Origin of the sequence: Eisenbergiella sp. OF01-20 (assembly GCF_003478085.1) — a bacterium.
Taxonomy (GTDB): Bacteria; Bacillota; Clostridia; order Lachnospirales; family Lachnospiraceae; genus Eisenbergiella.
This window is the reverse complement of sequence record NZ_QUES01000015.1, coordinates 83,893-106,869: the sequence shown is the minus strand read 5'-3', so window position 1 is coordinate 106,869 and position 22,977 is coordinate 83,893. Positions and strand designations below refer to the sequence as shown.

15 protein-coding genes are annotated in these 22,977 nt (G+C 47.1%); 10 read left to right on the top strand and 5 right to left on the bottom strand.

Going from position 1 to position 22,977, the window contains the following annotated elements; genetic code table 11:
- The first annotated feature begins 3 nt into the window (after positions 1–3).
- The 3 genes from DXA36_RS17780 (at position 4) to DXA36_RS17770 (ending at position 4,449) form a co-directional block, all read left to right on the top strand.
- Positions 4–684, top strand: coding sequence for an epoxyqueuosine reductase QueH (locus tag DXA36_RS17780; protein WP_118680824.1), 681 nt, complete (start codon positions 4–6; stop codon positions 682–684).
- A 112-nt stretch (positions 685–796) separates the two neighbouring features.
- Positions 797–2,566, top strand: coding sequence for an arginine--tRNA ligase (gene argS, locus DXA36_RS17775; RefSeq protein WP_118680823.1), 1,770 nt, complete (start codon positions 797–799; stop codon positions 2,564–2,566).
- Positions 2,567–2,778: 212 nt separating this feature from the next.
- A complete protein-coding gene (locus tag DXA36_RS17770) occupies positions 2,779–4,449 on the top strand; it encodes a methyl-accepting chemotaxis protein (RefSeq protein ID WP_243114679.1) in 1,671 nt (556 codons plus the stop codon).
- A 109-nt stretch (positions 4,450–4,558) separates the two neighbouring features.
- Here the strand turns inward: DXA36_RS17770 and DXA36_RS17765 are convergent, their stop codons facing one another.
- Positions 4,559–6,094 (bottom strand): response regulator transcription factor, encoded by a 1,536-nt coding sequence (locus tag DXA36_RS17765; RefSeq protein WP_118680822.1) that lies wholly within the window; start codon positions 6,092–6,094, stop codon positions 4,559–4,561.
- Positions 6,091–7,869 (bottom strand): cache domain-containing sensor histidine kinase, encoded by a 1,779-nt coding sequence (locus DXA36_RS17760; RefSeq protein WP_182479137.1) that lies wholly within the window; start codon positions 7,867–7,869, stop codon positions 6,091–6,093. Before DXA36_RS17760 ends, DXA36_RS17765 begins: the two co-directional genes overlap by 4 nt.
- A 312-nt stretch (positions 7,870–8,181) precedes the next feature.
- Between DXA36_RS17760 and DXA36_RS17755 the strand changes: the two genes are divergently transcribed.
- The 4 genes from DXA36_RS17755 to DXA36_RS17740 are packed head-to-tail and all read left to right on the top strand — an operon-like array spanning position 8,182 to position 12,784.
- Entirely contained in the window at positions 8,182–9,522 is a 1,341-nt protein-coding gene (locus DXA36_RS17755; RefSeq protein WP_118680820.1) for an extracellular solute-binding protein, read from the top strand.
- A gap of 16 nt (positions 9,523–9,538) precedes the next feature.
- Positions 9,539–10,426, top strand: a complete 888-nt coding sequence (locus tag DXA36_RS17750; protein WP_118680858.1) for a carbohydrate ABC transporter permease — start codon at positions 9,539–9,541, stop codon at positions 10,424–10,426.
- 14 nt (positions 10,427–10,440) lie between these two features.
- A complete protein-coding gene (locus DXA36_RS17745) occupies positions 10,441–11,307 on the top strand; it encodes a carbohydrate ABC transporter permease (RefSeq protein WP_118680819.1) in 867 nt (288 codons plus the stop codon).
- Positions 11,308–11,320: 13 nt separating this feature from the next.
- Positions 11,321–12,784, top strand: a complete 1,464-nt coding sequence (locus DXA36_RS17740; protein ID WP_118680818.1) for a sulfatase — start codon at positions 11,321–11,323, stop codon at positions 12,782–12,784.
- A 31-nt stretch (positions 12,785–12,815) separates the two neighbouring features.
- On the opposite strand, the gene DXA36_RS17735 is transcribed toward DXA36_RS17740, so the two are convergent.
- The 3 genes from DXA36_RS17735 to DXA36_RS17725 are packed head-to-tail and all read right to left on the bottom strand — an operon-like array spanning position 12,816 to position 18,921.
- Positions 12,816–15,500 carry a hypothetical protein gene (locus DXA36_RS17735; protein WP_118680817.1) on the bottom strand — a complete coding sequence of 895 codons (2,685 nt, stop codon included), beginning with the start codon at positions 15,498–15,500 and terminating at the stop codon, positions 12,816–12,818.
- 45 nt (positions 15,501–15,545) lie between these two features.
- Complete coding sequence (locus tag DXA36_RS17730) at positions 15,546–17,132, bottom strand: response regulator transcription factor (protein WP_182479136.1); 1,587 nt, start codon at positions 17,130–17,132, stop codon at positions 15,546–15,548.
- Positions 17,125–18,921, bottom strand: coding sequence for a sensor histidine kinase (locus DXA36_RS17725; protein ID WP_182479135.1), 1,797 nt, complete (start codon positions 18,919–18,921; stop codon positions 17,125–17,127). Before DXA36_RS17725 ends, DXA36_RS17730 begins: the two co-directional genes overlap by 8 nt.
- 336 nt (positions 18,922–19,257) lie before the next feature.
- Between DXA36_RS17725 and DXA36_RS17720 the strand changes: the two genes are divergently transcribed.
- Genes DXA36_RS17720 through DXA36_RS17710 form a run of 3 tightly spaced genes read left to right on the top strand, consistent with a single transcriptional unit; the run spans position 19,258 to position 22,916 of the window.
- A complete protein-coding gene (locus DXA36_RS17720) occupies positions 19,258–20,187 on the top strand; it encodes an ABC transporter permease subunit (RefSeq protein WP_118680814.1) in 930 nt (309 codons plus the stop codon).
- A gap of 14 nt (positions 20,188–20,201) precedes the next feature.
- On the top strand, positions 20,202–21,095 hold the full coding sequence (locus DXA36_RS17715) for a carbohydrate ABC transporter permease (protein WP_118680813.1): 894 nt from the start codon (positions 20,202–20,204) through the stop codon (positions 21,093–21,095).
- A 42-nt stretch (positions 21,096–21,137) separates the two neighbouring features.
- The gene (locus DXA36_RS17710) at positions 21,138–22,916 is read left to right on the top strand and encodes an extracellular solute-binding protein (RefSeq protein ID WP_118680812.1); all 1,779 of its coding nucleotides are present in this window, start codon (positions 21,138–21,140) and stop codon (positions 22,914–22,916) included.
- Positions 22,917–22,977: the final 61 nt, after the last annotated feature.

The following is a 22,977-nucleotide window of genomic DNA, read 5'->3' as shown; positions in this document are numbered from 1 at the left end:
ATTATGAATAAAGTGAACTATCAGAAGCGGATGGAGGAAATCCTCCGCGGGCTGCCGGAAGAAAACGACGGAGGCGGCGTTTCGCAGGCCGGGCCTGTGACCGGGAAAAAAAAGCTGCTCCTCCACAGCTGCTGCGCACCCTGCAGCAGCTACGTGCTGGAATGCCTGCGGAGCCATTTTGCCATTACCGTCCTGTATTATAATCCCAACATTACACGGCGTCAGGAATATGACATGCGGATGGCGGAGCAGAAAAGGCTGATTGAAGAAATGAACGGGGAAGCCCCATCCTTTATCGCCCTGGAAGCGGGTCGCTACGAACCGGAGGTGTTTTTTGCCGCGGCAAAGGGCCTGGAGCAGCTGCCGGAGGGCGGGGAGCGGTGCTTTCGCTGTTATGAATTACGGTTGCGGGAGACCGCCCGGCTTGCCGGGGAAAAGGGCTTTGACTACTTTACCACAACTCTCACCATCAGCCCTTTAAAGAATGCGGACAAGCTGAATGAAATCGGAGAAAGGCTTGCCGTGCAGTACGGTGTCCCCTTTCTTCCGTCAGATTTTAAGAAAAAAAACGGCTACAAGCGTTCTGTGGAGCTATCCGAACATTACGGACTGTACCGCCAGGATTACTGCGGATGCATTTTTTCTGAAAAGGAGCAGCACACGCAACCGTTCAGACAGCTCTGAACGGTTGCGCGAAAGGCGGGAAGAAATGTGCAGGCGGCAGGAAAACCAGCCTGCCGCCCCGCAGGTTATGCCGGATTAACAACGAAAAGAGCAGCAAAGTGAGGTTGGTATCATGAAAAAAATTCTGGAAGCAATTTCCGAAGAAATGAAAAAAGCATTTGCGGATGCGGGCTACGACGAAGAGCTGGGGAAGGTAACCCTTTCCAACCGCCCGGATCTGTGTGAATACCAGTGCAACGGCGCTATGGCCGGGGCTAAAAGGTATCATAAAGCCCCGATTGCCATAGCCGGCGAAGTGGCGGAGCAGTTAAAGGACAGTCCGGTCTTTTCCCAGGCGGAAGCGGCGGCCCCGGGATTCCTGAACCTGAAGCTGTCTGATGACTTCCTGTGCACCTATCTGAAAGAGATGCAGGCCTGTGATAAATTCGGCATGGAAGCCCCCGATAAGGAAAAGACCATTATCGTGGATTACGGCGGACCTAACGTGGCAAAGCCCCTTCACGTGGGCCATCTGCGTTCCGCGGTCATCGGGGAAAGCATCAAGAGGATTGCCCGTTTTGCGGGCTTCAGGGTTATCGGCGATATCCATATGGGAGACTGGGGCCTTCAGATGGGACTCATCATAACGGAACTTCAGGAAAGAAAACCGGAGCTGGTGTATTTCCAGGAGGATTATACCGGCGAATATCCCAAGGAGCCTCCGTTTACCATTACAGAGATGGAGGAAATCTATCCCACAGCCAGCAGAAAATCCAAAGAGGATCCGGTTTATAAAGAAAAGGCCATGGAGAATACCTTTAAAATCCAGCAGGGTGTGAGGGGCCACCGGGCATTGTGGGAGCATATCATGAACGTGTCCGTGACGGATATGAAGCGTATTTACGATAAGCTGAATGTGGAATTCGACCTTTGGAACGGAGAATCCACCGTACAGTATCTGCTTGCGGATATGGTAGAGGGGATGAAGAAGGGCGGATACGCCCATGAGAGCGAAGGCGCGCTTGTGGTGGATGTGAAAGTGGAGAGCGATACCAGGGAAATCCCTCCCTGCATTATCCTCAAATCCGACGGGGCGGCGCTTTACAGCACCACGGATTTGGCTACTATCAGCGAACGTGTGACAAAATACGATCCCGACAGCATGATTTATATTACCGACAAACGGCAGGCCATGCATTTTGAACAGGTTTTCCGCTGCGCCCGCAAGACAAAGCTGATAGGCGAAGACGTGAAGCTGGTCCATATCGGCTTTGGCACGGTGAACGGCAAAGACGGAAAACCGTTCAAGACCAGGGACGGCGGTGTGCCCAAGCTGGAAAAGCTGATAACGGATATTGATGAGGAAATGCTGCGTAAGATTCTGGAGAGCCGTCAGGATATGTCGGAAGAGGAAGCCCGGAAAATTGCAGATATCGTAGGACTGGCTGCACTGAAGTACGGGGACCTGTCCAACCAGGCCGCCAAGGATTACAGCTTCGATATTGATCGCTTCACCTCTTTTGAAGGGGATACCGGGCCGTATATCCTGTATACCATAGTCCGTATCAAATCCATTCTGGCAAAATACCAGGAGCAGGGCGGAACGCTGGAAAACACGCAGCTCAGCCCGGCTGTCAGCCCGGATGAAAAGGCCCTGATGATGGAAATTGCCAAATTCAATACCATGATGGAGGCCGCTTTCACGGAATGTGCGCCCCACAAGGTATGCGCGTATATTTATGATCTGGCGAATGCCTTCAACCGTTTTTATCATGAAACGAAGATTATCGCGGAGGAAGACGAAGCGAAGAAGGCCGGTCTGATCGCGCTGCTTGTCCTGACCAGGGAGGTTTTGGAAACCTGCATTGATCTGCTGGGATTTTCGGCCCCTGACCGGATGTAAACAACGGATTCCGCGTTTTGCCGGGTTAGTTTATAGTAGAAGGTTCCGCTTCCGAAAGGTGGGAAGCGGGACCTTTTTTACAAAGGAATGGTCAGATTGTTTTGATTTTCTTTTATAAAATAGATATCCGCATATTAATAAAAGCTTTTTTTGGTCGATGTATAATATATTATTATTTTGATAAAGGCAGAAAAAGCGAAATGAAAAAGGCTATGAAACAATCAACCATCATTCTTATTTTGAATGTTATCTCTGTTATTTTATTGTTGGGATGTGCAGCTACATTTATTTTGACTGCATATGTTACGGAACAAGTGAATCAGGCCAATGCCGATCGTTTTGATCTCACTTACAATGCTAACCGGTTTATGGATGGTTCCGCCTATCTGACGAATGAAGTCAGAGCGTACGCAACTACGGGGAATACGGAGCATTATGATAATTACTGGGATGAAGTAAACAATAAGAAAAACAGGGATATTGGCATCAGTAAAATGAAGGAAATCGGCATAACAGATTCCGAACAGGATATGATAGATGAAATGTCGGCTTTATCTAATAAATTAGTCCCTTTGGAAGAAGAAGCAATGCAAAATGTGCAGAAGGGAAATATGGAGGAAGCTGTCAATTATGTGTATGGGACAGATTACAGTGAAGAAATAGCCAAAATCAATCAGATTAAATCGGATTTCCTGAGTGAATTGGATAAACGTGCGGCGGCTGAGGTGGAATGGAGAATTGGGCAAAACAAGATAATCAGCCTGATTGAGATGATATTTATAGGTTTGATCATCATTCTGCAGGTGGTGACGAACCGAGTAACAAAGTCTCAATTGATACATCCGGTTATCCTTATTGAAGAGGAAATGTATAAGATATCACAGGGAAATATAAAAGGCGATTTTGCGATGGAGCCGGATACCTCCGAAATAGGAGGGCTGGTTGCGGCAATCCATCATACGAAGAAGGAATTACAGAAATATATAAGTGACATTACTGTGAAGCTTGAAGAAATGGCTGCCGGTAATATGAATCAGAGCGTGCAATTAAAGTATGTAGGGGATTTTGCGCCTATTCATGATGCGCTTGTTACTATATTGGATTCCATGAACCATACCCTGAGCCAGATAAGCCGGGCGGCGGTTCAGGTAGACGGTAGTTCGGAGCAGGTGTCTTCCGGGGCACAGGCCCTGAGCCAGGGGGCGACAGAGCAGGCAAGTTCGGTAGAGGAATTATCTGCCACGGTAAATGAATTGACCGGTGATATGGGACATATAGCAGAAAGTGCGGACAATGCAAAAAAAATATCTCTGCAGGCAGAAAATGTTTTGGAAATATGCAATGAGAAGATGCATGATATGCAGCAGGCTATGAAAAAAATGTCAGACGCATCCGGAGAAATCGGTAAGATAATAAATACGATTGAGGATATCGCTTCTCAGACAAATATTTTAGCCCTGAACGCGGCGGTAGAAGCGGCCCGTGCCGGTTCGGCGGGGAAAGGTTTTGCCGTGGTGGCTGATGAGGTTAGAAATCTGGCAAATAAAAGTAAGGAGGCATCCAAGCAAACGGAAGCCTTGATTGAGAATTCCATTAAGGCAGTGGAAGTAGGAGTAAAATTGGCGGAGGATACGCGTCGGACATTGGAGCAGGTAGTGGAAGGTACCAGGACCTCCTCTGAGCTGGTAGAGAAGATCGCGGCGGCCTCCGGGCGCCAGGCGGATGCTTTGTCCCAGGTGAGTATGGGGCTGAACCAGATTGCCGGAGTGGTGCAGAATACTTCGGCTACGGCTGAAGAGAGTGCCGCTACCTCGGAAGAACTCAGCAGTCAGGCCGGCCAGATGAAGCAGTTGGTAGAGGCATTCCGGCTTTCTGTTGAGTGAATGATGATTGGTTAGAAGGTTCCGCTTCCGAGGCGTGGGAAGCGGGACCTTTTATATACGCGGGAAACGAGCCAAACGGACGCATTCATGCGTCCATTTGACTATAGTCTTACAATTTTTTATGATAGAGCTTTTGGTATTCTTTCGGTGAATAAGAGGTAAATTTCTTGAAAATTTTAGAAAAATATCCCTGGTTCATAAAACCGCATTTTTCACCTATGCTCTGAATGGAAGCGCTTTCTGAGCGGAGCAGTTCCTTTGCTTTATCCACACGGGTGCGGTTCAGATAATCGGAAAAATGCTCCTGTGTATTCTGATAGAAAACGGTGGAGAGATAGGTGTAATTCAGATGGAATTGTCTGGCAAGGTCATAGAGCTTCAGATCCTGGCTGCAATTTAACCGGATGTAATCCTCTATCCGGTTAAAGATAGTATCTTCTTTTTCTCTGGTGCCTTTCCGTACGATTTGGTACAGGGCTTCAAAGGTTTCATCCAGCACCCGCTTCAGGGAATTACAGTCATTGGAGAGATCCATCTTTTTAAATAACATCACTTTTTCCGCATTGATTCCGTCGGTGGGGAAGGATGCGTCGGCGAGGGCCTGAATCAGGGTATATACCGCATTTTCCACCTGTTTTTTCAGGGTGAAAACGTCCGTGCCCGCTTCTCTTTGCGCCTCATTGATATAGCTGCAGAGGAGGGAATAGGCAGTCTCCGGCTGAAGAGGATCCAGGCATTTGGCAAAAAGAGCTTCCGGGAAGGGAGTCTCTTCTTTATGGATATCCCCGGAGGACAGTACTTTTTTCTCCGGGAAATAAAAACCATAGGACAGCAGGCGGCACATTTCCCCGTAGGTTTGGGAGAGCTTTTCCAAAGAAAAGAATGGGAGCGAACGCGCGAAAAGGAACGTGCTGCCCAATTGCCGCTCCAGCTTTTCTATGAAGGGATATAGTTCCAGGCTGGCTGGAAGCCGGGAACCGGAGGCGGGCTGGAGGAGGATACACAGATATCCCTGGTTGGTGATACAGGAAATACAGGGAAAACCGGGAAAACACTCCAGGCAGGCATTGGTTATGGAAGGCAGAATCCGGTGAATGGGGACGGTGCCTTTATAGGCGGTGACCAGCAGGGTATAGGGATTGGTTTCCTGGAAAAGGATCCCCCGTTCGCGGAATTCCTCCAGGCACTGGCTTTCCTGCATGGTATAAAAGGTGAGTACCTCCTGGAAAAATTGGGAGGCTGTGCTTTTTTTATCGGCGGGATTGGAGGAGGCACGCAGCTTTTCCAGCAGGTGCAGCAGGTCGGAGGCTTCCAGCTCCGGTTTCAGCAGGTAATCGTCTATGCCCAGTTTAAAACCGGATTTTGCATAGGAAAAATTATCGTAGCTGCTCAGGACAATGATGTGGATGTCGGGAAAATGTTCTTTTATCCGGGCGGTGAGACTGATTCCGTCCATTCCGGGCATGACAATATCGGTAATGACGATATCCGGCCGCAGCTGTTCCACGAGTTGAAAGCCTTCGATTCCGTTTGCGGCCTCTCCGGCTATGGTAAACCCGTGGGATTCCCAGTTACACAGGTATTTCAAACCGTTTCTCAATATCATTTCGTCATCAATGATGACTATTTTCAACAAATTTTTCATAAGAAATCCCCTCCGGCGGAAACGGTTACAGGCAGGCTGATGGTAACCTGTGTGCCATAGCCCGATGTGCTGGTTATGGAAAGCCCGTAGTCCGGCCCGTATATCATTTTTATCCGATCTTCGATATTCTTTAAGCCGATTTTAGTCAGGCCCTGCCCGGTATTATGCAGGGACACATCCATGATATGGTCCAGGATGGCGGGCGGGATTCCGCTCCCATTATCCATGATTTCCAGTTTAAGCAGCCCGCTGCTTATGCAGGCATAAATGCTGATGGTACCATTTGGCGTATTCGTGGAAAAACCGTGGAATATGGAGTTTTCCACCAGAGGCTGCAGGAAGAATTTGGGGACCGGCACCGACAGGCAGTCCTCCCGGACGTTCAGGTTGAGCCGGATTCCCTCTCCGTACCTGAGCTGCTGGATTTGAAAATAATCCCGGAGCAAGTCCAGCTCCTGGGATAACGGAATCGTTTCCCGGATGTCCCCCAGCGTTTTGCGGAGCAGCTTTGTGAGGGAATTGATGCCTGTGATGACTTTATCCCGCTGGCCCGCCATGGATAAATATTTGACGGACGTCAGGGTATTGTAGATAAAGTGGGGATTGATCTGGTGCTGCAGGGAATTCAGTTCCGCCGTATGCCTTGCCGCCTGTTCCTGCATCAGCGTCTTGGTATAGTATTCCAGCCTGGCAAACATTTCATTGAAGCTCTCCCCCAGCAGACGGGCCTCTGAACAGCCTGTAAACCGCATGCGCTCCGGCCGGTAGAGCAAATCCCTGTCCGATACGTTCTGCATGGCGATGGATAGCTGATGGATGGGCCTTGTTATTTTTTTAAACAAATATACGAGTATGGCGATGACAAGCAGCTGGGCGAGGCAGCATAGCCCGATAATCTGTATAATAGAAGGGGAAACCCGGGAGGTAATGGCACTGTACTTAGTCAGCTGGAGAATATAAAAATCAAAGTAACCGTTGTAAACAGCGCTGGAAATCCATTTTTCCCCGCTATAGGTCAGGGAGGCGTCGGCATCCTTTCGGGCAATGGAAAGAAGGGCGGGATCGGTACTGTTCAGCAGTTCCCGTTTGCTGTCTGAGATAATAAGTCCATCCCCGGTAATAACGGAAAAATGGGTATTATCCTGTACCAAATCCGAGTACAGCCTGGAAAAACAGGATTCGTCTATCACGATCAGGATGGTGCCGTAATAGCGGGAACGATAGGGATCGTATAAAGCGTGGGCAATATACATGTATTCATTGTCCGCCGTATTGGGGGTCAGGCCGGGATGAAAATAGGATACTCCCAGACGGCGATGGTTATTTTCCGCTTTTTTTATAAAATCCTCTTCCAGGATACCGGTATCTTCCAGATGCAGCGTTTCGTTATAGCTGGTATAGGTCTGGCCGTTTTCCCCGTAAAGGATAAGATGGATATTGGAATTGGGGAAAAAACCGATATAAGTCTGCAGAAAATCATGGACGTATCTTTGCATCTGATAATATTCAAAATTGTCCTCCGGTTCTTTCGTGAGATATTGTTTTAATGTGGAATCCCCTGAGAGCTGAATCAGGATGTAAATCAGCTGCTGGTAAAATACATCAAAGCTTTCATTGAGCTGGGTGATGGAATGCTGCTGGGATTCCTGCATGATATCCGTTACGTTCCGGTAATACAGCTGTGTGGTAAGAATGGAGAAAAACAGGAATAAAACCACAAAGGATACGATAACGGTAATGATGATCTGAAACGAAATACTCTGCTTGTTCTGCATAACTTCCCCCCGGTATGTAACCATCCAGACAGGTCTGAAGGGTTACCTTGATTTGTACTATATTTATTATATAATACAAAAGTGTAGTTGGTAAACATCTTGCCATGGATAAAGTGCACAATCCAAAAATAAGAGAAAACATTCGAAAAATATTTCAAAAATAATTGTGCACATAAAAAACAGGTGGGATAATGCGAATATATTTTAAATTTACCAATAAATAGAAGAAGTTTTTCCGCCGGGTAAATGATAACATGGATTTACAAGGGATGAGGGCCTTCGTCTTATGAAAAACAGGAAGGAGAGGGAATTATGAGGAAAAGAAAATATAGCAAGAGGATTTTGGCGGCTGCGCTGAGTGCGGTCATGCTGGCGGGATGCGCAGGCAGCAAGGATGCATCGGACACTGTACAGGGCAGCAGTGCGGCACAAGAGGCGGCACCGGATGAAAAACAGGCGGACAGCGGGGAACAGATAACCATCCAGTATTGGCACCAGGGGACTTCCCAGATAGATACGGAGTTTACCCAGAAGTGTATTGACTCCTTTGAGGCAAAATATCCCAATATCAAGGTGGAAGCCACGGGGATGTCATCCACCATTTCCGATCAGGAAACAAAGCTGAATGCAGCAGTTTTGAGCGATACCTACCCGGATGTAATCCAGCTGGTGCTGGCAGAGGTAGGATCAAGAGGGGCGCTGGGGGATTTTGAAAAACTGGACAGCTATATAGAAGGCTGGGAAGAAAAGGACGATCTGTTTGACAGTGCCTATGAAATGGGCAAGTATCAGGGGGATCAGGTCGCGCTGGGGATTTTCCCGATTCCCCAGGTTTATACGTTCCGGAAGGATAAATTTGAGGAAGCCGGCCTGGATCCGGACAATCCGCCTGCCACCTGGGAAGAACTGAAACATGCGGCACAGCTTTTGACGGAGAGGGAAGGGGACAAGGTGGTCTTTGCCGGGATGGATATTCCCTCCATTGACAGTTCTCTTGTATTTACGGAGCCTTATATGCGCAGCGCCGGTTCTGCGGTGATCGATGAATTAAATCAGAAACCGGCTTTTACGGATCAGGGGGCTTTGGATGCTTTCACTTTTCTGGGAGAGATGGCACAGATGAATGTATCCATTCCTCATGATCAGCAGAAGGGGGATGAAAGGCCTTTTATGAAAGGCATGTCTGCTATCAGCAATCTGTCCCCCCAGCAGATAGGCCAGTTTATGGCGGATAACCCGGAGGTGGAGCTGGGATATCTGCCGGTGCTTTCCAAAGACGGGAGCGAACCCGGCGTAGCTTTCTGCGGATATAACCTGATCGCGATGGGGGCCACCTCCAAACATAAGGAAGCGGCATGGCTGTTTATGCAGCATATGCTTTCCAATGAAACCGTATGGATGAGAACGGAAGATTTCAAGATGCCTATCGTTAAGAAGTCTCTGGAAGACAAGTATATCCAGTCCGGGGATCAGGATATGAACAGCGCTATTATCAGCTATGTGGAAAGCGGAAAGGGAAAAGCCACGGTTCCCTGGATCAGTGTGTATAACAAATATGTCTCCGTCGCTTATGAAGAAGTGATTAACGGGAAAAAGACGCCGGAGCAGGCTTTGCAGGATGCTATGGATCAGCTGGAAAAGGAAATCCGGTAAGTTGGCGGGGGTCGGAATGAAAAAGAAAAAAAGTGTTACGACGGACAGATGTGCTTATTGGTTTATCACGCCCTATTATCTGTTTTTTGTCCTGTTCGTATTATTTCCAATCGTAGTGAATATCGTTTTAAGTTTTACCGATTTTAATTTAAAAACAATCTCTTTTACGGGTTTCCAAAATTATGTGGATCTGGCCCGGGACGGCCTGTTCTGGAAATCGGTGGAAAACACGCTGATTTATGTGGTTTTTACAGTCTTTCTGACACTCGTTATCGGTTTTGTCCTGGCGCTGGCCCTGAATAATGCGGCGCTCGCGGGGACCCGTTTTTTCAGGGGCTTTATCTATCTGCCTTATGTTACCTCCATGGTATCCATGTCCATGGTCTGGCTCTGGATGTATGATCCCACCCACGGGGTATTCAATGTCATACTGGAGGCGCTGGGACTAAATGCCAGGCAGTGGCTGTATGATGAAAAACTGGCGCTTGGTGCCGTGATTGTCATGGGCGTCTGGAAGGGAGTGGGCTACTATATGACCCTTTATCTGGCGGGCCTCAATAATATACCCGGCTATCTGTATGAAGCGGCGTCCATAGACGGGGCGGGCAGTCTGCAGAAGGTTTTTCGCATTACCATACCCATGCTGCGTCCTGTAACTTTTTTTATTGTTATCACCGGGGTAATTAATGCGTTTAATGTGTTCGAACAGGTGAATGTGATGACGGGAGGCGGGCCTATGAATGCCACCACCACCATTGTACATCAGATTTATACCCGCGCTTTTACGGAATACCGAATGGGATATGGGGCAGCGGAGGCGGTTTTCCTGCTGTTGATAATATTGGTTTTTACGTTATTGAATTTTAAATATGGCAACCAGGGCCAGGATTTGGATATCGGATAAGGGGGAATGGATGTATGAAAAAGAAGAAGGCCGCCCGGTTCCTGTTATTTTTATGTATGCTGTTTTTTTGTATCTTGATTATCGTGCCTTTTCTCATCATGTTTTTTACGTCATTAAAAACCCAGGCAGAAATATCGCAGGCCGCATTCCGGCTGCTTCCGGAACAATGGCTGTTCTCCAATTATATAGAGGCCATGCGGTCCTCAGATTGGGGGCGGTTTTTCTGGAACTCTTTTTATACCACGTTTTTGGCTGTGGCGATAAGCCTTGTGATCAATTCCCTGGCAGGTTATGCATTTGCCAGAATGGAATTTAAAGGAAAGGATCTATTATTTCTCCTCGCGCTTGTGGGGATGATGATTCCCCAGCAGGTCACAATGCTTCCCAATTTCGTGGCTATGAAGTACGTGCCGCTGGCAGGGGGCAATAACCTGTTGGGGCAGGGAGGGACGGGGCTTATTAATACCTATGCGGGGATGGTGGCTCCCTATATTGCGGGAGCCTTCGGTGTATTTTTATTCCGCCAGTTTTTTATGAATTTCCCAAAGTCGCTGGACGATGCGGCCAAAATAGACGGACTGGGCAGGCTGGGGGCTTTTACCCGGATATATCTTCCCCTGAGCAAAGCTATATTTGCCACGCTGATCGTTTTCAAGACAACAAGCACCTGGAATGAGTATACCTGGCCGCTGATCATCACCACCAGGAAAAACATGTGGACGGTGCAGCTGGCCCTGAGTGTATTTCAGGAAGAATTTCTCACCCAGTGGAATTATCTGATGGCGGCCACCACTCTGATCATGCTTCCTCTGCTCGTCATGTATGTATTTATGCAGAAGTATTTTGTGGAAGGGATCGTAACAACGGGAATAAAAGGGTAGAGGGAGTATAAAAATGAAGACGATACTGGTATTGCTGGATACGCTGAACCGGAGATATTTAAAGACCTATGGGAAACATGCAAAAGGGATAACGCCGAATATGGATCGCTTTGCAGAGGATTGTGTGGTATACGACAATCATTTTATCGGGTCGGCGCCATGTATGCCGGCAAGGAGGGATATTTTTACAGGGAGGATGCAGTTTCTGGAACGGGGCTGGGGAGGCGTGGAGCCGTTTGATATCACCCTTTTGTCACGGCTCCGGGAAAAAGGCATCTTTACGCACATCACCACGGATCACACCCATTATTTCGAAATCGGCGGGGAAAATTACTGTTATTTATTCAACACCTGGGATTATCACAGAGGGCAGGAATTTGATACCTGGATTTCCCGGGTCAGACAGCCTCCTGTTGACTGCGAAAGCTACGGGAAGAAGTCATCCCAATATTTGCTGAATAAAACGGCATTTGTTTCGGAGGAAGAGTATCCGTCCCCCAGGACGTTCCGTTCGGCCTGTGAGTGGGTGGAAAACAACAAGGGATGCGATGACTTTTTCCTGATGGTGGAAAGCTTCGATCCCCATGAGCCTTTTGATTGTCCGGAAAAATATCACCGGATGTATGAGGATACCTACAGCGGCCGGGAATTCTGCTGGCCTTCCTATGCAGAGGTGACGGAGCCTGCGGATGCGGTGGCGCATCTGGAGAAATGTTATCTGGGTACCCTGAGCATGGCGGATTACTGGTTTGGGAAGCTGCTTGACACGCTGAAAAAGAATGGAATGTATGAGGACACGCTGCTTATTTTTACCACGGATCACGGACATATGCTCGGGGAGCATGGCTTTACCGGAAAAAATATCATGCATGCCTATAATGAAATGGCACATATCCCGCTGATGATCCATTTCCCCGGGAACGAGGGGGCGGGGCAGAGGGTAAAGGCCCTGACACAGAATATTGATTTGATGCCCACCATTCTGCAGCACCATGGGTGTGATATTCCGGACCGGGTAAAGGGGAAAAGTCTGCGGGATATCCGTGACGGGATTGCTGCACCCAGAGAACAGGTGATCTACGGATGGTTTGGCAGGGCCGTCAATGTTTATGACGGGAGATATACCTATTTCAGGGCCCCCGCAAGCGTGGAAAACAGCCCGCTGTATCAATACTGCGGAATGCCTTCCACCTGCTGGCGCTATTTTGATGAAAGATATGCGGAACGTATGGAGATGGGGCGTTTCCTGCCCTTTACCCGGTATCCGGTGTATCGGATCCCTGCGATGTATCCGGAGGATTACTCCGGGAACATAGAGCTTGTTATGCAGTCCCTGCTTTTTGATCTGGAAACGGACTATGCACAGCTTTATCCCCTGAATGACCGGGAAATCGAGGCGGATATGTGCAGGAAGCTAATTGCAGGCATGCGGGAAGCAGAGGCGCCGGGGGAGCAGTACCGCAGGCTGGGACTGTAAACGGTTCCGGCGGATAAAAGGAACAAAGGAATCAGCTCTCCAGCCATATTTTCCCGCAGATCCCCATGGGATGCAGCCCGGTATTCACGGAAGGATGATCCTTGACGTAAGGGAATACCGTGGTGACATTTTCAATGATCAGATGGTTTTCCCCTTCTTGCAGGAAACTTCCCACTTCAAAACGGTAGGGAGGGCCGATGCGGACGGGGGCTTCCTGCCCGTTCAGGCGCAGGGTGACGATTTCATTGGCACCGTCCAGGAAAATGGTTTCCTCTCCGGTGTGTTCTCTGCCGGCGTGGAAGAAAAAGTCCAGCTCATACCGGAGGGTACCGTGAAAGCGGAGAAAGCTTTCCGTCATGGCTAAGTCGCAAAGACGGTCCAGGGTTCCTTTCGGCTGAAACGTTTCCTTATTCTGCATTTCTTTATCCGGTGCGGAGGAAGCCGAGAGGCGGAAAGGTCCCTGCAGCTCCTGTCTCTTTTTCAGCCGGTGTCTGGGCGGTTTGGGAGCGGCGGTTTCGTCGGCCGGGAACCCGGAAATATAAATCCGGGCCTCTCCGGGTTCCAGATCCAAAGGAAGGCTGGTATCCGTTTTAGCTATTTCATATAATCTGTTTTCATAGGCATCGTATTCCATAACCGGATCCATGGAGGTAAAGGCAGCCTTGTCATGGACGGCCCTGCCTGTGGATTCGTTCATAAGCATGACGCATTCATAGCCCCGGCCTGTATACTGATAGGCGCGCAGATCCTTATACTCCATACCGGAGGGGAAGGTGACGACGGGGAGGGAATGCTGCTGCAGGTAATCCTTTATGGAAGCAAGGGGCATTACAAGGGCTTTCTTTTCAAGGATATCCCGTTCTTCTGTTATATCGCTGCCTTCACTGGAGGCGGAGGGCAGGGCGTCCGCAAAGAGAACCGGAAAGCCGAGGGAAGAAAGCTGCGCCAGGCAACGGATCAGGTAATGGGGCAGGCGTCTTGCATAGGGGATGATCAGACAGCGCAGGGTCAGATCGCCTATGGTCAGCTCACACCCTTCTGTCAGGCCTGCGGTCAGGCTGCCGGCATCCCGGAATAAGTCGGCGGGAATGACGTCATAATCGGTCTGGCATTCCAGGCAGATACGTCCCGGTTTCTGGAACAGCTGGGCCTCCCCGGACCATTCGGCTTCCCCATGATAAAGGATGCCGGTACGGGAAGCGCTTTTTCCGCCGCTCAGGATATGGGACACCCGGTTCATATAACGGAATACATATTTCAGATAAGGGGACTGCAGGTTATTCCCATGGGCATAAAAATGGGGCGGACAGTCCGGATCCGGGAAGCTTCCCGGAGAAAAGGCATGGGGGACAAAAACATTGATGCCTCTTACCAGCATGAAATCCGTCAGCCATTTCATGAGCTGGGCACCCTCCGACCAGCCGTAATTGCCGAATATTTCACACATGGCCCGCCCTTTTTTCTTCTTGTCCAGGTGGGCGTCGCTGGCGCCAAGCTTGGAGAGGGCGTAATGATAAAACTCCCCGTCCGCTTCCGTGTTCAGGGCGGCATTGGTGGTATGGGTATTTATCCGCCCGGGAAGGATCTGGTTGGTCACCACATCGATGCCTGCCATATCCTGGCCGGTCATAGCCCGGAAATAGTGGCCGGCACTGGGGCCAAGCCGGGAGGAGGAATTGTTGTCCTCCAGGATGTGGCCTATGTATTCCACGCCGTGCGCCCGGCACCAGTTTCCCAGCTGGAGGGAAAAATTCTTTTCATAAAGCCTGGTTACCGTATCCATATACCGGTAGCGGAAAGCGGCATCCTCATCGGGGGAGACGTCATACCAGAGGCGTATCCAATCTTTGCAGGTCCTGCCGCCGGCAAAAAGAAGCTCCTCCAGCTCCGGGGACCAGGGGAGCGGCATTTTTTCTTTCCCGATTACGGCATGAAAATTAAAGAGCGTATCAATGCAGTTATAGAACCCGGGTTCGTCGGAGAAAAAGCCGGCGATGGTTTTGCCGAAATCCTCCTGATATCGCTTGAAATGGGGTTCATAAACCGCATCCAGCAAAATTTTTACGGATTCCTTTTGCAGCAGATTGATGTAGCTGTTGTTGGCAAGCCCCGCATTCCGTGATTTATATACCAGAAACAGGCGGTAGAAGCCTTCCGGAAGAGAGAGAGGCAGCAGGCCGTTTTGCAGGGAATCGGTTACAAGCTTGCCGCCGGGACGGAGGGCGTTGGAATATTCGTCCCGGCGTTCATATAATACCGCACATAGAAGCTCTTTCTTTTGGGAAAGGGGGCCGTCCGGAGGCAGAGGAAATCCAACACCTAAGCCGGACAACAGGGAATCCACATCCACCCGCAGGTCGGCGGGGCCGGCCAGATCCACCATCAGGTGGTAAACCGTCCATTTCTGCAGATCTTCATCCGCATCCGCCATGGCTCCGTTGGCGTAGCCCGTGGGAAAATGGCAGTCATCCAGAATCCATACCTTCATGTCCCTGCGCCTTGCCTCTGAAAGGATCACGTCCATATCCTCCCACCATTTGGGGCCGGCAAAATCGGGATGGGGGCGGGATTCCAGGCAGACGGCTTGAATGCCCATATCCTGGATAACTCCCATGTATTCCCGCAGGGTTTCTTCATCCTCTCCATGCTGCCAGAAGAAAGGGAGTATGTAGTTTCCCTGTTTTCCGGCCAGTGCTTCGTGAATTCTTGTTTTCATAAATCCTCCTTTTGATTGGTTATCCCCATCGGTTGAGGGGAAATGCTACGATGGATTTCCTTTTTTCCTATATTCTCCCGGGGTCATATCCGTGTATTTTTTGAAAAGGGTATTGAAATATTTATCGTTCCTGTAACCTGTCTGTTCCGAAATTTGTTTGGCGGATAAATCGGTGTGCAGCAGTAATTCCTGTGCTTTTTTCAGACGTAGGCTGTTTATATAATCCGTAAAGGTGCAGCCAGTTTCCAGCTTCAGAATCCTTCCTAGATACAGCGCGTTTAAATGGAAGGTTTCCGCAATGGTTTTCAGATTCATATCTTTCGTGTAATTTTCGTTCAGATACAGAAGGAGCTTTTTCAAATTGGTGGCGCCGGACGGAGCTTTCTCGGATGGGTTTCTTTCTTCGTACACAAAAATAGTATGTATGATATCTCTGGTCCAGCGGTATATGGAATCGTAATCCCCAAGGGTGTAAGCGTCATCCAAACGGTTTTCCAGCCTGAGTATCTCCGGATCGTGATCGGAACTGTAAGCCCTGCTATTGGAGTAAATTTTGGAGACTATCATGGAGGCCAGCATCTGCAGTCCGTCCAGAGGGATAAAGCGGTTGGTGGAAAATATTTCGTCTACGATGGACACGATATCCTCCTGCTTTTTGTACAGGAATTTTTCATTCAGCTGCATCAGCTGGTCAAATTCTATGTGCGGCAGTAGAAACGCCTCATTTTCACAGGTATCCTCCGCCCAGCGTATGCTGCTGGCACTGTTGAAGCCGGCAGTATTAATCAGGGCGGATGCCTTTGCGTAGCTGTTGGGAATGGTATAAATGCTGTCTGCTAATGGGCCTGCGGCGGCAAAAGCGTGGAAAGGGGAGGTTGCCAGGACATAGTGGATGATATGCTCTAAATCGGCTCTGACGGTTTCCCTGGAACTACATATGCCGCCTTCACCGCAGAAAAGCAGAAACAGCAGCCTGCCGCCGAAATCCGTGACGGCGTGGATGTATTCCTTTTGCTCCAGATGACGGAGAACGGACTGGATCGGAGGTTTTTGCTGCCCGTGCCGTGTGGTGTCCGGGTTTTGGGGCAGGAATTTCAGGATGGCGACACGGCATAAGCAGCTGTCAAAAGGGATTGGAAGATATTCCTTTCTTTCCTCCATTTCTTCGTAGGAAATTTCCCCTGTCATCAGACGGTAGAGCAGATTGTTGCGCAGGATCCGGATCCCTTCATCCAGCAGTATTTTATTATGCCTTTGGGCTTCGATTTTCCGCTTTACCTGGAGCAGGGTCTGGGACATTTCCAGGGTGTCTACTGGCTTCAACAGGTAATTTTCGATGCCAAGCCTGGCAGCCATCTTTACATATTCAAAATCGGAGTAGCCGCTGAGAACAATAAATTTCACCAAAATATTCTTTTTTTGGCATTCCTGCATGAGCTGGATCCCGTTCATGACCGGCATTTTGATATCCGTGATAATAACATCTGCGGACTGCTTTTCCAGATACTCCAGGGCGAGGGAACCGTTAGGAAAGACAGCCCTGACCTGCATCTGGTACTCCTTCCAGGAAAAGAGCTTGACCAGCCCGTCCCGGATCAGAGGCTCATCGTCTACAATAATTACATCAAACAATTTCCGAATCTCCTTTGTATATAAATGAAAAAATAATTTCAGTTCCTTTTCCATATTCCGAGTAAATCTGCAAATCGCAGTCCTCACCGTAAAGAAGCTTCATCCGCTGGTAAATATTCTTTAGGCCGATTCGTTCCACCGTATCTATGGATTTTTCCAGGAAGGAGAGACGCAGCTTTTCCAGTTCTCCGGTTTTTATGCCAAAGCCATTATCCACGATATGGAATACAGCAAATCCATTTTCCACGACGCCGGTTATGCGGACATAATTATCGGTGCGGTTGCTGTCAAAGCCATGCATGATGTAATTTTCAATTATAACCAGGAGGGCATGCTGGATAATAGGTTCCGGCAGCAGGGCGGGTTCCACCTGAAATTCGTAACGGAAGAGGTTTTTATATTCGATATCACACAGGCGGAGATAATTTTTACAGTTCTCGATTTCCTGCCGGACGGCAAGGATGCTTTCATTTTTTATAGAGTTCCTGAAAATTTTGGAAAGGATATATATCATTTCTCCGATTTCCGGTTCCTCCTGCAATACGGCCTTCATCCGAATGGCTTCCAGGGTATTATAGAGAAAATGCGGGTTGATTTGGGACTGCAGGGCCTTCAGTTTGTAACGCTGGTTTTCAATTTCCGTCTTGTAAACTTTGTCAATGTACAGATTGAGGTTGCGGAGCATGTCGTTAAAAGAAACGGAAATATCAACCAGCTCGTTTTTATGCTTGTTGTCAACGGGAATATAGGAGTCTAGCTCCCCATTTTGTATCCGTAGCATAGTGTGGTATATTTGGTTGAGCTGCCGGGAGCTGCTGTTTAAGTAAAGGTATATGCCGATACAGGTAAGGATGGTCACACTTGCGGTTGCGAACAGCATTAGGGCGATATTCCGACTGATATCTTCGGAAAGTGTTTTTCCGGATACCAGGCCGATTACCCGGATATTGGGATAGGAATGCGATTCCATGTTAACAAAGTAATTTTCATACTCCAAGGTGACAGGAACGTTATCCAGCTTCTTTGCTGAAACAAATGTTTCCGCATAGGGGAAGGGCTTGTCATACCAGACGCCTGTGGTATCGAAAAGGACGTTGCCCGCCATATCGATGACAAGGAAATCCCCCTTTACGCCCGGGTAATTGGAGGACAGGAAATTTTCCACCTCCGCCACACTGTAGTCTGCCTGGATGGCGCCGATGTTGACTTTGGTAATGACATCCCTGAGACAATAAATGAAGCTGTAGCCGCGTGAGGTGTCCAGGACCCGGGAAGAGTGGGACGGCATCATCTGCAGGACGGTATATGGATTTTCATAGCAGGCTATGAGAGGTGAAAATTCGGGCAGGGAGGCTGAGAAATTCTTCCGTACCTGTTTGGTTACCGAATAAATCTGGTGGTCGCTGGCGGCGTATAAGGTAAGGGAATTCATTTCTGAACTGGGCGGAAACGATTCATTTAGAAAGCGGTAAATATTCTGACGATAAGGGAAGGATTCATGCCGGGTGGAATTCAGGCAGGAAAAAAGTCCTTCTTTATAAGCGTAATAAGATTCATAGGTATTGTTGAGCTGCTGCAGAAAATAATGTTCCTGATCCGCGATCAGCTCCTTGAGTCCTTTTACTGCGGACATATTGTAGTCCAGGGTGTATTGATGGTTCTGCCTGGAAAAATTGTAGTTGATTATCAGAATCAGCATGGTGACGATAAGAAGAATGAGAAAAATAATAAACCGGTATACATTGGATATAAAATGCATTTTATGGTAAGTATGTTTTTCTCTCTGCATGATTCTCCCCGTTGTTTGTATTATAAGATCGTAATAGTTCGGACAAGTATGAACTATTACATATATAATTCTCATCATAGACTTGCTACATTTAGATAGTATCACTTGTGTCATAAAAATTGAATTATAAAAACCATAGGTTGCGTTACAGAAAAAATATTATATTGGGTAAAATGCTGTATAAATATTGCAAAACATATTAAAAGTTATGTTTTTTATAACCGATTATATGGTTTTTGAAATAGAAGATATACAAAATGCATGCGATAATGGCTTTAGACATGAAACGGACATATAGGATTCCGAAAATTTAGAATAAAAGGAAGGAGACGAGGAATGGGGACAAAAGGACAGAGCCTCCACGAAAAGGCTCATATGACAAAAGGGAAACTGACACTGCTGTGTATGACAATTCCATCAATTTTGTTTATTCTTGTATTTTCCTATTTTCCCATATCGGGCTGGATCTATTCTTTTTTTGATTACAGGATCGGATATAAGCTGTCCAAGTGTGAATTTGTGGGGCTGGATAATTTCATATATGCGTTCGGCGATCCGTATATCATCACCGTGATTTTGAATACGCTGATCATCAGCGTTTTGGGTCTGCTGGGTCTGCCGCTGGCTGGAATGATCGCCATTCTCCTTTCGGAGGTTAGAGGAAAAAAATTTAAGAAAACGGTACAGACAGCGATTACAATCCCTAATTTCATCAGCTGGATCATTATCTACTCTATTATGTTTTCTCTGTTTTCCAATGACGGACTTCTTACAACCTTATTCCGCGGCCTGTCAGGAAACCGGGATTCTACGGTGACACTGCTTACGAATCCGGGGAGCGCGAAGCTATTTATGGTGATGACGAACATCTGGAAAACCGTGGGATATAATTCCATTATTTTCTTTGCGGCGGTCACGGGGATTGATTCTCAGCTTTATGATGCTGCAGCAGTGGATGGAGCAGGACGGTGGCAGAAAATTGTTCATATTACGATTCCCGGGATTCTGCCTACTTTCATAACACTGCTGATAATATCGGTGGGAGCCATACTAAATAATGGATTCGAACAGTATTATGTGTTTGTAAATCCTATGATTCAGAAAAATATCGAAGTGCTGGATTATTATGTTTACCGTATCGGTATGCTGAACAACGATATTCCTGCGTCCACTGCGGTAAGTATGATTAAGACATTTATCAGCGTAATTCTTGTATTCAGTGTGAATAAGTTGTCTAAACGTGCGCTGGGACAATCTATTTTATAGGAAGAGGTGTGGGAATGAATAAAAAGAAGCTTCCCGGAAATGAAATCGTATTTCAGTTACTAATGGTTATTTTATTCACTTTGTTGTTTTTAAGCTGTATTTATCCGTTTTATTATATTTTTATTGCTTCCATCAGTAATCCGGAAGCGGTGAAGAGAAGTATGATAACCTGGTATCCTCTGGAACCCACCTTTTCAAATTATATCCAGGTTTTTCAACTGAATGGGATTTTAAATGCGTTTTTTATTTCGGTAGCCAGGACTTTTGCAGGAACGGCCGTGACTTTATTCTTTACTAGTATTCTTGCTTATACTTTAACAAAAAAGGAATTACCGTGCAGAAAAGTGTTTTATTCCATAGCAATTATTTCCATGTACATTAATGCAGGATTGATTCCTTGGTACCTGACGATGAGGACAATCGGACTAAAGGACAGTTTTTTTGTCTATATTTTACCCACCGCAGTATCCGCATACAGCATGATTCTGATAAAAACATACATGGAATCAATAACGGGAGGAATTGAAGAGTCAGCCATGATTGATGGCGCAGGATATTTTACTATTTATCTGAAAATTGTTATGCCCATTTGTAAGCCGGTATTGGCGGCAATTATTGTTTTTACTGCAGTCGGACAATGGAATTCATGGACGGACAATCTGCTGTTAGTAAACAATATGAATCTCAGGACATTGCAGATGACATTGCTGGAGTATCTGAACCAGGCCACAAACGTTGCAAGTATGGCCAGAACGGGAGGTGCAAGTGCGGTTTCGGGAACAGCAATCAGTCCATTTACTTTAAGGATGACAATCACTATGGTGGTTACCGTTCCTATACTTATCGTTTATCCTTTTATGCAGAAATACTTTATAAACGGTATTATGATTGGAGCTGTAAAAGGCTAAAAAAATTCACCATACAAAAACGTATGGAAAAGGAGGGGTTTGATGAAACGGATATTAGGAAAAAGCAGAAAACGTATTATAACAACAGTAATGACAGCAGTACTTATGGCTGGTGTCATGGCATGCGGAGGAGGAAAGGATTCTGCGGCAGTATCGGGAACCGATTCCGGCGCAGTACAGGAAGAGAAGAATCAGTCAGGGGAAAATGAATTAGAGCAGGTGACAATTGATATCTTTATGGATTCTGCCAGTGAGAATCCGGTTACTGCGGGAATACAGGAAGATCCGGTAGCACAGTATATTAAAGAACAGACAGGAGTTACCTTGAACGTTGTTTTGTTCAGTAATGAAAAACAGCAGGCTATGGCGGCAAGCGGGGATCTTTACGACGTTACCCGTATGGGATTGCAGTATATAACGCCTTTAATTCAGGCGGGCGCAATACAAAGTCTGGATGAGTATCTTGCTATTGCTCCCAATATGGCTGAAGCTTTTCCTGAAATGGTAAATTACAGCAGAGGATACTTGAGCAACGGAGAAAACAAAATGTATGCAATTTGTGCCAGGGGGAAAAATAATCCATCACCTTTGGCAACCTCAAGATATGGAAACTTTATTCGTTGGGAATGGTATAAAGAAGCAGGAAGCCCTACTATTGGATCCATTGATGATTTTCTGGACCTGTTAAAAACAATACAGACCAATCATCCGCAGACAGAGTCCGGGAAAAAGACATATGGGATTTCGCGATTTAATGACTGGGGACTGAATCATATGCTCTCTGACCCGGTTATTTGGAAATATTGTGCACAGTATGGCCTTAATGATGTATGTTCTTTCAATATCCCCGATTTAAAGTACATCGACTTATATGATGACAACCATATGTATTGGATTACTGCGGATATGTATTTTAAGGCAAACCAGATGGGACTTTTGGATCCCGAAACTTATACCCAGAAAAATGAAGATTATGGGCAGAAGATAAGGGAAGGACAGGTTTTCTATAGCTCTATGGAGTGGGATTTTGACGCGGGTAATCTGGATCTGAATAAAGCCGGAGGACAGGATAAGTATGTAGACGTACTTTGGGATGATATTCCTGATTTTCCCGCATGGGTTTCCAGGGCTTCAGAATTTGGTATGGCTCCAAGAACCTTTGTCGTTTCTTCCAAATGTGATGAAACCAAGATGAAAGCTATTATGCGTTTGTTTGATTTCCTGTTCTCTGAAGATGGTTCCCGTTCTATTATGATCGGACCGAAAGGAGTTACCTGGGACTATGATGAGAACGGAGTGGCCGTTTTTACCGATGAATGCCGGCAGAAACTGAAAGAAAACCCGGAATATTTGCTGGAACAGGGGGCATACAGATATATTGGGCTGGTTGGTCAGGATTACGATGCATTTGCAGCCAGCCAGGCAAATGAAGGAAAATATATTGATTTACGACTTAATAGTGACTATATAAAGGAAAGTATGACAGAAGCGGACAAAGATTATTGTGAATTTTATGGGGTGGAAGTTCCTTTGGAAGCTGCCACAAAAAGGGAAAATCAATCCACGATTTATGAAGGCTACATTAATCTGATGCCAGCTGAAAATCCGACAGATATACAGAGAAGCATGACAAAAATCAGCGATTATCTGCAGCAGGCCGTACCGGATATGGTATTCAGTGCAACTTCGGAGGAATATGAGGAAAAATTCAGTCAGATACAAGCGGAATTAAAGAATATGGGTTATGATGAAGTATCTGCGTATTTTGAAGATGCTTGGAATCATGCAATTTCCAACTATAAGGAACTGACGGGGAAGTAAGGAGCGGAAAAAGAAGAAGTAAGTATGTAAAAACATATATGCCGATAAATTGATGCAAAAG